We start from the raw sequence: 15,098 nt of genomic DNA on the forward strand, positions 1-15,098 counted from the left end.
GACATTCTCGTGTCCGAGCAGTCCGCGCCCGGCGCCGACGGATCCGGCCGCCCCTCCGGTCGGCTGCTCGAGGTCGACGACCTGCGGGTGGAGTTCCGCACCCGGGACGGCGTCGCCAAGGTCATCAACGGAGTCACGTACCACGTCGACGCGGGGGAGACCCTCGCCGTGCTCGGCGAGTCCGGCTCCGGTAAGAGCGTCACCGCGCAGACCATCATGGGCATCCTGGACATGCCGCCCGGCTTCGTCACCGGCGGTCAGGTCCGCTTCCACGGCAAGGACATGCTCACCATGTCCGCCGAGGAACGTCGCCGCATCCGTGGCGAGGGCATCGCGATGATCTTCCAGGACTCGCTCTCCGCCCTGAACCCGGTCTTCACCGTGGGGTTCCAGATCGCCGAGCAGTTCCGGGTCCGGCGCGGCATGAGCCGTTCCGACGCCAAGAAGCGTGCGATCGAGATGCTCGACCAGGTCAAGATCCCGAACGCCAAGGGCCGGTTCAGCAACTTTCCGCACCAGTTCTCCGGCGGCATGCGGCAGCGCGCGATGATCGCGATGTCGCTGGCACTCGACCCCGAGGTGCTGATCGCCGACGAGCCGACCACCGCGCTCGACGTGACCGTGCAGGCCCAGATCATGGACCTGCTCGGCGAACTCCAGCGGGAACGCCGGATGGGTATGATCCTGATCACCCACGACCTCGGCGTGGTCGCCGACGTCGCGGACCGGATCGCGGTCATGTACGCCGGCCGGATCGTCGAGGAAGCCGACGTCTACGACCTGTACGCCAAGCCGGCGCACCCGTACACCCTCGGCCTGCTCAACTCGATCCCCCGGCTGGACGAGAAGGGGCAGCAGCTCCGCACCATCAAGGGCCTCCCGCCGAACCTGATGAACATCCCGCCGGGCTGCCCGTTCAACCCGCGCTGCCCCATGGCGCAGCCGGTGTGCCGGGAGACCGTCCCCCCGCTGTTGCAGATCGGCACCGGTCGGGCCAGCGCCTGCCACTTCGCCGAGGAGCTGGTGAACCGTGACTGACAACATCATCGAAGTCCGTGACCTGGTCAAGCACTACCCGGTCACCCGGGGCATCGTGTTCAAGAAGACCATCGGCCAGGTCAAGGCCGTCGACGGCGTCTCGTTCGACCTCAAGGCCGGCGAGACGCTGGGCGTGGTGGGCGAGTCGGGCTGCGGCAAGTCGACGCTGAGCCGGGTCCTGATGAACCTGGAGAAGCCCACCGCCGGCACGGTGCACTACAAGGGCCAGGACATCGCCAAGCTCTCCGGTGGCGCGCTGCGGCGGCTGCGCCGGCAGATCCAGCTGGTGATGCAGGACCCGTACACCTCGCTGAACCCGCGGATGACCGTCGGCGACCTGATCGGCGAGCCGTTCGAGATCCACCCGGAGGTCGCGCCGCGGGGCAGCCGCCGCGACAAGGTCAAGGAACTGCTCGATCTGGTCGGCCTCAACCCGGAGCACATCAACCGGTACCCGCACCAGTTCTCCGGCGGCCAGCGGCAGCGCATCGGCATCGCCCGCGCGCTCGCCCTGCGCCCCGAGGTGATCGTCTGCGACGAGCCGGTCTCCGCCCTGGACGTCTCGATCCAGGCCCAGGTGATGAACCTGCTGGAGAAGCTCCAGAACGAGCTGGGCCTGTCGTACGTGTTCATCGCGCACGACCTGTCGGTGGTCCGGCACCTGTCGGACCGGGTCGCGGTGATGTACCTCGGCAAGATCGTGGAGATCGGCACCGAGGACGAGATCTACGAGCGGCCGACCCACCCGTACACCCAGGCGCTGCTGTCGGCGGTGCCGGTGCCGGACCCGACGCTGCGGGAGAACAAGGCGATCATCCGGCTCACCGGCGACGTGCCCTCGCCGATCAGCCCGCCGTCGGGCTGCCGGTTCCGCACCCGGTGCTGGAAGGCGCAGGACGTCTGCGCCGAGCAGCCGCCGCTGCTGGAGATCCGCCCCGGCTCGGACCACCCGAGCGCCTGCCACTTCGCCGAGAAGCGGGAGATCGTCGCCACGCACGAGGCGTGACCCGACCGGACCGCCTGCCACCGTCCACCCGACGGCGGCAGGCGGTCCGTCGTTCACGGCGGCCCACACCCGCCGGGTCGCCGTTACAGCGGCCCGCGCCCGGCCCGCAGCAGCAACAGCGCGAGCTGGGTGCCGTCGGCCCCCAGCTCGCTGCGGAAACGTTCCAGGATCTCCCGCTCCCGGGAGAGCACCAGCCGGGTGCCCCCGGAGGCCATCCGGGTCACCCCGACCTCCTGGGACAGCGCCGCGCGCTCCTGCCAGAGCGCGATCAGCGTACGGTCGATCTCGTCGATCCGTTCCCTGATCGCCACGATCCGCTCGGCCGCCACCGTGTCGCCGGTGCCGGTACGGGCGGCCGCGGCTCCGGTCGGATCGGCCTCCGTGGGCTGCGCCCCGGCCGGATCGTCGTGCCGCGCGGGGCCACCGCTGGACTCCACCACGTCAGTCATCATCGTCGTACCCCTCGGGTCTCGGGCCCGGTGTTCGGATCCCGGGACGAAAAAGCCCCGGGCTCTCCGAGCCCGGGGCTTTCGTAGGTCTGTCGATCAGGCGCGACCCACGGCTGCCGGACTCCCGGTGCCGTAGTAAAAGAAGAACCGCCGCTCGATCACGTCGTCGAGTATGCCGACCGGTGACCGGCCGCGCAAGCACCCGGACGGCCGAGGGAAGGGCCCGCCCGTCGTCGCGTCCACGCGCAGACGGGGGGCCCTTCCCGCCGGTCAGCCCAGCCGGGTGATGCGGTCCGCCGCCGTGGGGGCGACCGGCGCGCCGGCACCCAGGTACGCCACCAGGGCGTCCACGTCGAAGCCGGGGGCGGTGGTCCGGCCGGTGCCGCCCGCCAGCTCGGTGAACCCGTCCCCGCCGTTGGCGAGGAAGTCGTTCGTGGTGACCCGGAAGCTGGCCGCCGGGTCGACCGGGGTGCCGTTCAGGGCCAGCGCGCTCACCCGCGAGCCGGCCGGCGCGGTGCTGTCGTAGGAGTAGGTCAGCCCGGCCGACGGCTGGAGGATGCGCTGGGTGGTCTGCCCCTTGAAGCCGACGAACTGCTGCTCCAGCACGTCCTTGAGCTGCGCGCCGGTGAACGTCTGGGTGACCACCAGGTTGTTGAACGGCTGCACGGTGAACGCCTCGCCGTAGGTCACCTCACCCGGGGCCTCGCCACCGGCCGACGCCGCGTACGACAGGGAGGCCCGCACGCCGCCCGGGTTCATCAGCGCGAGCTGCGCCCCGTCGCCCTTCGTGTACGCCAGCTGCGCGTCGGCGATCACGTCACCCATCGGGCTCTCCCCGTTGGGCCGGGCGTCCCGGACGATGTCCGCGCTGATCTTCCCGACCACCCGGTTGGCGATCGGGGCGACCGCCGTGCGGTACTTGTCGGCCAGCGCCTTCGCGCCCGCGTCGACCAGCGCCGGGTTCTTGGCGAACACCCCGCCGGTCTGCTGCCAGGTCCCGTCGGCGTTGCGTACGCCGTTCTCCACGATCACGTTCTTCGCGGTGATGCCGGTGAACCGGCCGGTCCGCCGGTCCAGCGAGTAGTCGATGTCGGTGACCAGCTGACCGTTGTTGCCGGCGCTGGTGACCACGCTCGGCTTGCCCGAGGAGTTCGGCAGCGAGCAGGAGTAGAAGCGGTGGGTGTGCCCGGAGACCACCACGCCGAACTCCGGCCGCAGGCCCTTGACGATGTCGACGATCGGGCCGGAGAAGTTGGCGCAGTCGGAGACGCCCGGGGTGGCCGGCGGCGCGGACTGCGCGCCGCCCTCGTGCACCAGCAGCACCATCGCCTTGACACCGAACAGTTTGAGCAGGCCACCCCACTTGTTGGCGGTCTGCACCTCGTCGGTGAAGGTGACGTCCTTGATGCCGGCCGGGTTGACGATGCCCGGGGTGCCCTCCAGGGTGACCCCTACGAAGCCGACCGGCACGCCGCCGACGAACTTCACGTCGATCGGGGGCAGGATCGGCAGCTTGGTCTTCTTGTTGATGGTGTTGGCGGCAAGGTAGGTGAACTTCGCGCCGGCGAAGCCGTCGCCGTCCTGGCAGCCGTCGACCGGGTGGCAGCCGCCCTTGTCGATCCGGAGCAGCTCCTTGACGCCCTCGTCGAACTCGTGGTTGCCGACCGAGCTGACGTCCAGGCCGACCTGGTTCATCAGCTCGATGGTGGGCTCGTCGTGGAAGGCGGCGCTGACCAGCGGGGTGGCCCCGATCAGGTCGCCGGCGCCGACGGTGGTGGTGGACCGGCCCTCGGCCTTCGCCTCGGCCCGCAGCTTCTTCAGCCAGGTGGCCAGGTATTCCACCCCGCCGGCCGGGGTGCCGTTGACGGTGGCGCCGCTGCCGCCGGGCGGGTCGATCGCGCCGTGGAAGTCGTTGTAGCTGAGGAACTGGCCCTTGACCTCGCCACCCGTCGCGGTGGCGTACGAGACGGCGACCGGGGCGAGGCCGGCCCCGGGGGCGGCGTCGGCCGGCGGCGTGGTGGCGCGGCCGGTGATGGGCAGGCTGGCCACGACGGCCAGGGCGAGGGCCGGCGCGGCGAGGTGACGCAGCACGGCCCGACCGCGCGAGCGCGGTTGACTCATGGTTGTTCTCCCAAGTCGTCTACGGGGGAGCAGGCGGGGATTTCCCGGGTCATCGTCGCGCCTCGGGGCGGAAGATGCCAGTGGGGCCACCGTGACAGGTTCGTCTCAGTCCGGGCCGGTCGGCGGCCGGGACGTGCGCGCGGTGGCGGGGCACGATCCGCGCCGGGCGTGCGCGGGCGGGAAGTGTCCGCCCGACGGCATAGACTCGCCGTGCGATGCATCCTCTCTTCGACATCCCCGCGTCCCCGCCCGCGCCCGAGTCCGCGCCGGTTCCGCCGCGCCGGCCGGGCCCGACCCGCCACCTCGACCCGCAGGCCCTGGTGGAGGGCCTGAACGGTCCCCAGCGCGACGCGGTCACCCACGCCGGCTCGCCGCTGCTGATCGTGGCCGGGGCCGGGTCCGGCAAGACCCGGGTGCTCACCCACCGGATCGCCTACCTGCTCGCCGCGCGGGACGTCCATCCCGGCGAGATCATCGCGATCACCTTCACCAACAAGGCCGCCGGTGAGATGAAGGAGCGGGTGGCCCACCTGGTCGGCCCGCGCGCCCGGCTGATGTGGGTGTCGACGTTCCACTCCGCCTGCGTGCGCATCCTGCGCGCCGAGCACGAGCACGCCGGCCTGAAGTCGACCTTCTCCATCTACGACGCCGACGACTCCCGCCGGCTGATGCAGCTGGTCGCCCGGGAGCTGGATCTCGACCCGAAGCGCTACCCGGCCCGGGGGTTGGCCGCCCAGGTGTCCAACCTGAAGAACGAGCTGGTCGACCCGGAGGAGTTCGCCGGCCGGGCCAAGGGGCCCAACGAGCGGGCGCTGGCCGAGGCGTACACGCTCTACCAGCGGCGGCTGCGGGAGGCGCACGCGCTGGACTTCGACGACCTGATCATGACGACGGTGCACCTGCTCCAGTCGCACCCGCACGTCGCGGAGAGCTACCGACGCCGGTTCCGGCACGTCCTGGTCGACGAGTACCAGGACACCAACCACGCGCAGTACACCCTGATCAAGGAACTGGTCGCCGGCACCGAGGGGCTCGCCCCGGCCGAGTTGTGCGTCGTCGGTGACGCCGACCAGTCGATCTACGCGTTCCGGGGCGCGACGATCCGCAACATCCTGGAGTTCGAGCGGGACTTCACCGACGCCCGCACCATCCTGCTGGAGCAGAACTACCGCTCCACCCAGACCATCCTCAGCGCGGCCAACGCGGTGATCGACCGGAACACCTCCCGCAAGCCCAAGCGGCTGTGGAGCGACGCCGGCGCGGGCGAGCAGATCGTCGGCTACGTCGCCGACACCGAGCACGCCGAGGCCGACTGGGTGGGCCGGGAGGTCGACCGGTTGGTCGACGCGGGGGAGACCCGCCCCGGCGACGTCGCCGTCTTCTACCGCACCAACGCCCAGTCCCGGGTCTTCGAGGAGGTGTTCATCCGGGTCGGCCTGCCCTACAAGGTGGTCGGCGGGGTGCGCTTCTACGAGCGCAAGGAGGTCCGCGACGCGCTGGCCTACCTGCGCGCGGTGGTCAACGACGACGACACGGTCAGCCTCCGCCGGGTGCTGAACACCCCGCGCCGGGGCATCGGCGACCGGGCCGAGGCGTGCGTCGAGGCGCTGTCCAGCCGGGAGCGGATCTCCTTCGGGGCGGCGCTGCGCCGGGCCCGGGAGGCGCCGGGCATCTCCACCCGGGCCGCCAACTCCATCGCCGAGTTCGTCGCGCTGCTCGACGGTGCCCGTGAGCTGGCCGAGGAGGGCACCCCGGAGGAGGTGCTGGAGGCGCTGCTGACCCGTTCGGGCTACCTGACCGAGCTGGAGGAGAGCGTCGACCCGCAGGACGCCGGCCGGGTCGACAACCTCCAGGAACTGGTGAGCGTCGCCCGCGAGTACACCGAGCGGATCGAGGCGCTGGGTGCCGACGACGAGCGGGCCACCCTGGCCGGTTTCCTGGAGCAGGTGGCGCTGGTCGCCGACGCCGACCAGATCCCTTCCGACGACCCCGACCACCAGGGCGTGGTCACCCTGATGACCCTGCACACCGCCAAGGGCCTGGAGTTCCCGGTGGTGTTCCTGACGGGCCTGGAGGACGGCGTCTTCCCCCACCTGCGGTCGCTGGGCGACACCCGGGAGCTGGAGGAGGAGCGGCGGCTGGCGTACGTGGGCATCACCCGGGCCCGGCAGCGGCTCTACCTGTCCCGGGCGGTCACCCGTTCGGCGTGGGGGCAGCCGTCGTACAACCCGCCGTCGCGGTTCCTGGAGGAGTTGCCGCCGGAGCTGGTGCGCTGGGAGCGCACCGAGGGGACGTACACCTCGTGGGCCGGTGGGGGCGGCGGCGTCGGGGGGCGCGCGGACCGCGCGCCCGGCGGGCGGAGCGGCTTCACCGGGGGTACGCCGAGGGCGGCGGAGCTGGCGAAACGGCTCGGGGTGGACGCCAGTCGACTGGCCACCGCGAGCGAGCTGCCGCAGGGGCCGAAGGTGTCGGCCGGCGACCGGGTCAACCACCAGCGTTACGGCCTGGGGCGGGTGCTCGCGGTCGAGGGGCACGGGCCGAGCGCCCGCGCGCAGATCGACTTCGGCGACCAGACCATGTGGCTGGTGCTGCGGCACGCCCCGCTCGACAAGCTCTGAGTCGACGCCGACGGGCCCGGTCCGGCGTGCTGCCGGGTCGGGCCCGTCGGCGGTACGGCTCAGCAGGCCACGTCGATGCCCCGGGCGCGCAGGAACGGCGCCGGGTCGATCTGGTTCCACATCTGCCCCTGGTGCACCTCGAAGTGCAGGTGGGGGCCGGTGGAGTCGCCGGTGGAGCCCTCGTAGCCGATCACCTCGCCGACGCCGACCCGGTCACCGACGGCGACCTTCACGCTGCTCTGGTGGGCGTAGTGGGTCAGGTAGCCGTTGCCGTGGTCGATGAAGACCGAGATGCCGTAGCCGTCGCCGACGTCGCCGGCCTTGACGACCGTGCCGGCGGCGGCGGCGCGGATCGGGGTGCCGGCCGGCAGGGCGAAGTCGATGCCGGCGTGCAGGGTGCCCCAGCGCTGCCCGTAGCAGGAGGTGACCTGCGCTCCGGCCATCGGGATCACCCAGGACGGCTTCGGCTTCGGCGTGGTCGCCTTCCTGGCGGTGGCCTTCGGTTTCGCGGCGACCTTCGGTTTCGCGGTGGCCTTGCGGGTCGCCGTGGCCGTCGGGGCGGGGCTGGCGGTGGTGGGGGTCGGCCCGGCGGTGGGGCTGGCCGGGGCGGCCGACTCGCGGGCGGACCGGTCGGCGCGGGCGGCGGCCTCGGCCCGCTCCCGGGCGTCGAGCGCGACGGCCGCCGGTTCCGGGGCGTCGTCCCGGTCGAGGGTGGTGACCGTGGCGACCCCGGCCAGGCCGAGGCCGACCAGCGCGGCGACGCCGACGGCCAGGGTGCGTACGCCCCGCGGGTGACGACGCCGGTGCCGGACCACGGCGGCGGAGATCCGGGCTCCGGGGCCGGTGCGGGTGGACTTCTGGTCGCGGGTGGTGCCGTCGTCCGGGCGGTTGTTGTCTTCCAGCACGGTGGACCTTCAACTACTCAGGGGGTTTCGGACCCGGACCATCCTGGGTGTCGAAGTGCGCCGGGCCGGGTAGGGGTACCAGCCGGTAACCCGGATGTGCCGGCAGCCTGCCCGGCTATGTCCCGCCGGGGTGGTGTCTGACCTGTTGCCCGGCGTGACCCTGACGTGGCCTCGGTCACACTGCGGAGTGTGACGCAGCAGACTTGGCCCCACGCGAAACCGCCCGGATCCGTAGATCCGGGCGGTGAACAGGCGTTACCGAGCGTCAGGAAGCGGCTGCTTCGGTGTAGTACGCCTCCACTTGCAGCTTGATGTCCACTCCGCGCTCCTGGAGCCACGGCACCGGGTCGAGGGGCTGGCCCTTGACATGGACCTCCAGGTGCAGGTGCGCGCCGTAGGAGTGGCCGGTGTTGCCGACCAGTCCGAGCTGGTCGCCCGCCTTCACCTGCTGGCCCTCGTGCACGCTCACCGCGGAGGAGTGGCCGTAGATGGCCTCGCTGCCGTCGGCGTGCTGCACGATCACCGCGTAGCCGTAGCCGCCGAACCAGCCGGCCTTGGTGACCGTCCCGGAGTGGATGGCCACGTAGGGGGTGCCCTCGGGCGCGACCAGGTCGATGCCGGTGTGCAGCTTGCCCCAGCGCATGCCGTACGGGGAGTTGAAGTCGTAGCCCTGCATGGGCAGCAGCCACGGGTCCTGCTCGCTGACACCCGGCTGGCTGTCCCGGGCGTCGTTGCGGGTGGCCCGGTCGGCGGCGTCGGCGCGGGCGGCGGCGTCCTGGCTGGTGATCGAGGCCTGCCGCAGCTCGTCGAGGACCGACGGGCTGACGCTCTTGGCGTCCGGCATCGCCCCCGCGCCGAGCGCGACGATCCCGGCACCGACGAAGGCGGTGGTCACGACCGCCGCGTAGCGGCTCCGTGGGGGGGTGGGTACACGGCGACGGCCGCGATATCTATCGGGCTCAGACGACAGGCGCTGGCGCACGCACACCCTCCGTTGTCGGGGATCCGATGCAACCTCCGACCGATCGGTGCAGCCGCCCCGACGATCGTTGATCGCGTCATCACCCGTCCGTGGACCTGATGACAACCGTGGACACGTTAGCCCTCCGCCGCTCCGGTCACAAGCGTGGCCCGCGGATCGGCGATTCGTTCTGTCCCTTTCCGTCCATCATTGTCATAGCTCCAGACGCCGGACGGCTGTCCCTCTTCCTGCCCGTTCGTCGCGCACAGTGACCGATCGGCGGAGGCGTCCGGCTTCCTGGGGGCGGGCCGGGACGGTAGGGGTCCGGCCCGGGTTCTCCACACCCGGTGGGCCGGGTTACCGTTCGTTCAGCTGGTAGCCGCGGAGCCGTGAAGGGTGTGCGCTGATGAACTCTCGTATCCGGGTAGTCGTCGCGAAGCCGGGCCTCGACGGCCACGACCGGGGTGCCAAGGTGGTGGCGCGTGCCCTGCGTGACGCGGGTATGGAGGTCATCTACACCGGCCTGCACCAGACCCCGGAGCAGATCGTCGAGACCGCCATCCAGGAGGACGCCGACGCGGTCGGCCTCTCGGTGCTCTCCGGCGCGCACATGACGCTCTTCCGCCGGGTGCTGGAGCTGCTCGCCGAGCGGGACGCGCGGGACGTGGTCGTCTTCGGCGGCGGCATCATCCCCGACGCCGACATTCCCGAGCTGGTGGAGATCGGCGTCAAGAAGATCTTCACGCCGGGCGCGACCACCCAGTCGATCGTCGAGTGGGTCCGCGCCAACGTGGCCCAGCCGGTCGCCTGACGACCCCCGGGTGCGCCGCACCCGTCCGTACGCCGACGGTGGTGGGCCGGTTTCCGGCCGCCGCCGTTTCGTCGTGCCGTGACCCCGACGGCGGCCGGGGTGGCATCAGGCGGGAGGGCTTTTCGAATCCGGGCAGGGTGAAGGGCCGGACGCACCCCTCACACGCCCGGCCCTTCTATGCACGATGCCCCGCCGCCACCCCTCGACCGACAGGGCATCGGCCGCTCCCGTCTTCGCGCTGATCAGCGCTCCGACATCAGACTCAACGACGCCCGTACGGTGGGGTTACGCGTTACGTGGGACAACCTGTGGACCGATCTGTGCCACCGGCGAGTCGCCGACGGCGCGCTGTGCATTACCGCACACCGCGCACCCGCTCGGTTGCCGCCGGTGCCCACCTCGCTAGGCTGCGGCCAATGGCCTGTTTCAACTGATGACAGGCGTCAACGGAGTTTCCACAACGCTGGCGGCGGCGCGACGGCGCGCCGCGGAGACGGGACGGGACGCGCAATCGTGGACCTGTACGAGTACCAGGGGCGGGACCTGTTCGAGCGGCACGGCTTGCCCGTGCTCGCCGGCGGCGTCGCCACGACCCCGGAGGAGGCCCGCGCGATCGCCGAACGCCTCGGCGGCCGGGTGGTCGTCAAGGCGCAGGTGAAGGTCGGCGGCCGAGGCAAGGCCGGCGGCGTCAAACTGGCCGAGGGCACCGACGAGACGGTGGCCAGGGCCACCGACATCCTCGGCATGGACATCAAGGGGCACACCGTCCACAAGGTCATGATCACCGTGACCGCGGACGTGGCCGAGGAGTACTACTTCTCCTACCTGCTCGACCGGGCGAACCGCACCTTCCTCTGCATCGCCAGCGTGGCCGGCGGCATGGACATCGAGCAGGTCGCCGCCGAGACCCCCGACAAGGTGGTCAAGGCCCCGATCGACGCCGTCAAGGGCGTGGACGAGGCGAAGGCCCGGGAGATCGTCGACGCGGCCGGGTTCCCGGCCGAGGTCGCCGACCAGGTCGTCGCGGTCGCGGTGGGGCTGTGGAAGGCGTTCGTCGCCGAGGACGCCACCCTGGTCGAGGTGAACCCGCTGGCCAAGACGGGCGACGGCACGCTGCTGCTGCTCGACGCCAAGGTCACCCTGGACGAGAACGCCGGCTTCCGGCACCCGGACCACGAGGCCCTGGTCGACCAGGCCGCGGTGGACCCGCTGGAGCAGGCCGCCAAGGAGAAGGACCTCAACTACGTCAAGCTCGACGGCGAGGTCGGCATCATCGGCAACGGCGCGGGTCTGGTCATGTCCACCCTCGACGTGGTGGCCTACGCGGGCGAGCGGCACGGCAACGTCAAGCCCGCCAACTTCCTCGACATCGGCGGCGGCGCGAGCGCCGCGGTGATGGCCAACGGCCTGGAGATCGTGCTCTCCGACCCGTCGGTGCGCAGCGTCTTCGTCAACGTCTTCGGCGGCATCACCGCCTGCGACGAGGTCGCCAACGGCATCATCCAGGCGTTGGCCCTGCTGGAGGAGCGCGGCGAGAAGGTCGCCAAGCCGCTCGTGGTCCGGCTCGACGGCAACAACGCGGAGGCCGGTCGGGCGATCCTCGACGGCGCCGGGAACCCGCTGGTACAGCGGGTCGACACCATGGACGGCGCGGCCGAGCGGGCCGCCGAGCTGGCAGCTGCGGGGGTCTGACGATGGCGATCTGGCTGACCAAGGAATCCAAGGTCATCGTGCAGGGGATGACCGGCTCCGAGGGTTCCAAGCACACCCGGCGGATGCTCGCCGCCGGCACCAACGTCGTCGGCGGGGTCAACCCGCGCAAGGCCGGCACCACCGTCGACTTCGACGGCACCGAACTGCCGGTGTTCGCCTCCGTCGCGGACGCGATGCGGGAGACCGGGGCGGACGTCACGGTGATCTTCGTCCCGCCGCAGTTCACCAAGGGTGCGGTGGTCGAGGCGATCGACGCGGCGATCCCGCTCGCCGTGGTCATCACCGAGGGCGTGCCGGTGCACGACACCGCCTCGTTCTGGGCGTACAACGTCGCCAAGGGCGAGCAGACCCGGATCATCGGGCCCAACTGCCCCGGCATCGCCTCGCCGGGCGCGTCCAACGCCGGCATCATCCCGGCCGACATCACCGGCTCCGGCCGGATCGGCCTGGTCAGCAAGAGCGGCACGCTGACCTACCAGATGATGTACGAGCTGCGCGACATCGGCTTCTCCACCTGTGTCGGCATCGGCGGTGACCCGATCATCGGGACCACCCACATCGACGCGCTCGCCGCGTTCGAGGCCGACCCGGACACCGACGCGATCGTGATGATCGGCGAGATCGGCGGCGACGCCGAGGAGCGGGCCGCCGAGTTCATCAAGGACAACGTCACCAAGCCGGTGGTCGGCTACATCGCCGGCTTCACCGCGCCCCCCGGCAAGACCATGGGGCACGCCGGCGCGATCATCTCCGGCTCGGCGGGCACCGCCGAGGCCAAGCAGCAGGCGCTGGAGGCGGTCGGCGTCAAGGTCGGCAAGACCCCGACCGAGACGGCCAAGCTGATGCGGGAGCTGATGTCCGGCCGCTGAGCCGGTGGCCCGCACCCGGGCTGACGACGTACCGACCGAGGGGGTCGACCGGAGACGGTCGGCCCCCTCAGTTGTTCCACAGCGGATAGGTCCCGCTGGCCCGCCAGATCGCCGTGCCGATGATGTTGATCACGCCGAACGCGATGGCCAGGTAGCCGAGGACCGGCGACTGGCCGTACCGCTTGGCGTCGCGGATCGACAGGTAGCCGAAGACGATGCCCAGGATGCCGCAGCAGATCAGGCCGAGGACGATGCCGAGCACCCCCCAGAGCGTGGTGCGGTCCCGCCCGGCCGCGGCCGGTGGCGGTGGGTACGGAGCGTTCACGGCTTCCTCCGGGCGATCGGTGCCGCGACTTCGGTCGCGTCCCTGCGCCGAGGCTAAACCGGATCGGGGCCGCACGGCGGTGGATCACGGAACTCGCCGCCACCGGGTGGCCCCGACGGGCAGCCACCACCGGCGCGGCATGCCAGAGTAGAGCCGATGTCCTCGACCACCCCTGATCAGCCCCGCCGTCCCAGCGGTGCCCGCACCGGCAGGCCGCCCGGCCGTGCCGGCGGTGCCCGGGTGCCCGCACCCCGCCGGCCGGAGCAGTCCGGGCGCTCCCGGGCGCCGCTGCCCGTCGCCGCCGGGGTGGCCGCGGCCGGCGCGGCCGTCACCTCGTACCTGCCGGTGGCGGTGGTGCTCGGGTTGGCCCAGCTCAGCGAGGACGCCGGCTCGCTGGTCGGTGCGCTGCGCGCCGGGCTCGCCGGCTGGCTGCTCGGGCACGGCGTGCCGCTGGAGACCACCGCCGGCCGGCTCGGCCTCGTCCCGCTGACGCTCTGCGCGTTCGCCTTCTGGCGGCTGAGTCGGGCCGGGGTGCACGCCAGCCGCGCGGTCGGCGCCCGCGGCGGCCGGTCACCCCGGCAGGCGGCCACCGTCGCCCTCGCGGTCGGCACCGGGTACGCGGTGTTCGGTGTCCTGGCCGCGCTGCTGGTCGGCAGCGCCGGCCTGCGGGTGTCCCCGGTCCGGTCCGGGCTGACCCTGCTGCTGTTCGGCACGCTGGCCGCCCTGGTCGGGGCGGCCCGCACCACCGCCGTCACCCGCCTGCTCGCCGACCGTGCGCCACCCGTGCTGCGCGACGGCGTCCGCACCGGCCTGGTCGCGGCTCTGCTGCTGCTCGCCGCCGGGGCGAGCGCGGCGGGCCTGGCGGTGGCGACCGGCGGGGGAGACGCCGCCGACCTGATCGGGGCCTACCGGACCGGGGTCGCCGGGCAGGCCGGGATCACCCTGGTCAGCCTCGCCTACGCGCCGAACGCCACCGTCTGGTCGGTGGCCTACCTGCTCGGCCCCGGGTTCGCCGTCGGCACCGGCACGGCGGTCCGGCTCAGCGAGGTGTCCGTCGGGTCGCTACCGGCCGTACCCCTGCTCGCCGGGCTGCCCAGCGGCCCGGTCGACGGGCTCGGCGCGGCGCTGCTGGCGGTGCCGGTGCTGGCCGGTATGACGGCGGGCTGGCTGCTCGCCCGCCGGCTGCTCCGTCCGGACGCCGACGAGTGGACCCCGCCGGCCTGGCCGGCGCTGCTCGGTCCGGCCGTGCTCGCCGGCCCGGTGGTCGGCCTGGTCGTCGGGCTCGCCGCGGCGGCCTCCGGCGGCCCGCTCGGCGGCGGCCGGCTGGCCGAGATCGGTCCGGTGCCGTGGCAGGTGGCGGCGGTGGCCACGGCGGTGGTCACGGTCGGCGCGCTGCTCGGGGCCGTCGCCGCCAAGGTGCTCGACCGGCCGTCGTCGGCCCGGCCCCGGCCGGCCGCCGACCGCCCCCGCAGGGCTCCGGAGCGGCCCGCCCCGGCCGGGGACCGGTCCCGGCCGACCCGGGAGCGCCCCCGGTCGTCCGAGGACCGCCCGCCCCGCCCGGTACCCGACTGACCGCCCCGTGCCGGACTGCCGGCGTAATCCCGTCGGACACGCGACGAGGGGCGCCCCGGACGGTGCCGGGACGCCCCTCGATCGTGCCCGCCCGGTCAGGGCGAGGTGGGCAGCGTGAAACTACCGATGATGTTGAGAAGCAGCAGCAGGATGCCGAGACCGACCGCGATCGCCCCGCAGATCAGGCCGGCCTTGGCCTGACCGCCGTTGCTGGCCAGACCCTGGTTCGCCTTCTGCATGCCCAGCCAGCCGGTGATCGCCGCGCCGATACCGAGCGGAATACCCAGGTAGAGGCAGCAGAGCAGCGGGATGGACGCGATGCCGAGGATCAGCGACACCAGACCGAGGGTGTTCTGCTGCCCCTGCGGCGCCGGGTAGCCGGCCCCCGGGTAGGAGCCGGCCGCCGCGGCGTACGGCTGCTGCCCGTAGGGGTCCTTGTGGACGGGCTGGCCGTACGGGTCCGGCTGGAAGGGCTGACCGTACGGCTGGCCCGAGGTGGGCTGGGGGCCGTACGGGTCGTGGGTGGGCTGCCCGTACGGCGGCTGTTGCCCGTACGGCGCCGCCGGCTGCTGCCCGTACGGTGCCTGCGGCGCGGCGTACGGGTCCTGCGGCTGGCCCGAGACGGGCTGCTGCCCGTACGGATCGTGCGGGGGCTGCTGGCCGTACGGGTCGTGGCCGGGGTTTCCGGGCTGCATCTCGGCTGCTCCTCA

The 15,098-nt window shown here is 72.4% G+C and carries 12 protein-coding genes and 1 pseudogene; 7 read left to right on the forward strand and 6 right to left on the reverse strand.

What is annotated here, in order from left to right:
* The first annotated feature begins 9 nt into the window (after window positions 1–9).
* On the forward strand, window positions 10–1,038 hold the full coding sequence (locus JQX11_RS11515) for an ABC transporter ATP-binding protein (protein WP_204925028.1): 1,029 nt from the start codon (window positions 10–12) through the stop codon (window positions 1,036–1,038).
* On the forward strand, window positions 1,031–2,044 hold the full coding sequence (locus JQX11_RS11520) for an ABC transporter ATP-binding protein (protein WP_204924936.1): 1,014 nt from the start codon (window positions 1,031–1,033) through the stop codon (window positions 2,042–2,044). Before JQX11_RS11515 ends, JQX11_RS11520 begins: the two co-directional genes overlap by 8 nt.
* Before the next feature lie 83 nt (window positions 2,045–2,127).
* On the opposite strand, the gene JQX11_RS11525 is transcribed toward JQX11_RS11520, so the two are convergent.
* Both JQX11_RS11525 and JQX11_RS11530 read right to left on the reverse strand, forming a co-directional pair.
* Window positions 2,128–2,496 (reverse strand): chorismate mutase, encoded by a 369-nt coding sequence (locus JQX11_RS11525; protein ID WP_204924937.1) that lies wholly within the window; start codon window positions 2,494–2,496, stop codon window positions 2,128–2,130.
* Window positions 2,497–2,763: 267 nt separating this feature from the next.
* Window positions 2,764–4,614, reverse strand: coding sequence for a bifunctional metallophosphatase/5'-nucleotidase (locus JQX11_RS11530; protein WP_204924938.1), 1,851 nt, complete (start codon window positions 4,612–4,614; stop codon window positions 2,764–2,766).
* Between the two features lie 215 nt (window positions 4,615–4,829).
* Here JQX11_RS11530 and pcrA point away from each other — a divergent pair, with 215 nt between their 5' ends.
* Window positions 4,830–7,232, forward strand: coding sequence for a DNA helicase PcrA (pcrA, locus tag JQX11_RS11535; protein ID WP_204924939.1), 2,403 nt, complete (start codon window positions 4,830–4,832; stop codon window positions 7,230–7,232).
* Between the two features lie 59 nt (window positions 7,233–7,291).
* On the opposite strand, the gene JQX11_RS11540 is transcribed toward pcrA, so the two are convergent.
* Both JQX11_RS11540 and JQX11_RS11545 read right to left on the reverse strand, forming a co-directional pair.
* Entirely contained in the window at window positions 7,292–8,059 is a 768-nt protein-coding gene (locus JQX11_RS11540) for a M23 family metallopeptidase (protein ID WP_204925029.1), read from the reverse strand.
* Between the two features lie 343 nt (window positions 8,060–8,402).
* Window positions 8,403–9,119 (reverse strand): M23 family metallopeptidase, encoded by a 717-nt coding sequence (locus tag JQX11_RS11545; protein ID WP_204924940.1) that lies wholly within the window; start codon window positions 9,117–9,119, stop codon window positions 8,403–8,405.
* A gap of 385 nt (window positions 9,120–9,504) precedes the next feature.
* Between JQX11_RS11545 and icmB the strand changes: the two genes are divergently transcribed.
* The 3 genes from icmB to sucD all read left to right on the forward strand — a co-directional run bounded on the left by icmB (window position 9,505) and on the right by sucD (window position 12,491).
* Window positions 9,505–9,909 (forward strand): coenzyme B12-dependent isobutyryl CoA mutase small subunit, encoded by a 405-nt coding sequence (icmB, locus tag JQX11_RS11550; RefSeq protein WP_088645808.1) that lies wholly within the window; start codon window positions 9,505–9,507, stop codon window positions 9,907–9,909.
* A 513-nt stretch (window positions 9,910–10,422) separates the two neighbouring features.
* Window positions 10,423–11,601 (forward strand): ADP-forming succinate--CoA ligase subunit beta, encoded by a 1,179-nt coding sequence (gene sucC, locus JQX11_RS11555; RefSeq protein ID WP_204924941.1) that lies wholly within the window; start codon window positions 10,423–10,425, stop codon window positions 11,599–11,601.
* 2 nt (window positions 11,602–11,603) lie between these two features.
* Window positions 11,604–12,491, forward strand: a complete 888-nt coding sequence (gene sucD / locus JQX11_RS11560) for a succinate--CoA ligase subunit alpha (RefSeq protein WP_204924942.1) — start codon at window positions 11,604–11,606, stop codon at window positions 12,489–12,491.
* 67 nt (window positions 12,492–12,558) lie between these two features.
* Here sucD and JQX11_RS11565 read toward each other — a convergent pair whose 3' ends face one another.
* Window positions 12,559–12,816 (reverse strand): hypothetical protein, encoded by a 258-nt coding sequence (locus JQX11_RS11565; protein ID WP_145921668.1) that lies wholly within the window; start codon window positions 12,814–12,816, stop codon window positions 12,559–12,561.
* A gap of 156 nt (window positions 12,817–12,972) precedes the next feature.
* On the opposite strand from JQX11_RS11565, the pseudogene JQX11_RS11570 reads away from it, so the two are divergent.
* Window positions 12,973–14,247, forward strand: a pseudogene (locus JQX11_RS11570) (cell division protein PerM); the annotation flags it as partial.
* A 236-nt stretch (window positions 14,248–14,483) separates the two neighbouring features.
* On the opposite strand, the gene JQX11_RS11575 reads toward JQX11_RS11570, so the two are convergent.
* A complete protein-coding gene (locus tag JQX11_RS11575; protein WP_204924943.1) occupies window positions 14,484–15,083 on the reverse strand; it encodes a DUF4190 domain-containing protein in 600 nt (199 codons plus the stop codon).
* Window positions 15,084–15,098 lie beyond the last annotated feature (15 nt).

It is taken from the genome of Micromonospora humida (assembly GCF_016901255.1).
In the GTDB taxonomy this organism is placed as follows: domain Bacteria; phylum Actinomycetota; class Actinomycetes; order Mycobacteriales; family Micromonosporaceae; genus Micromonospora; species Micromonospora wenchangensis.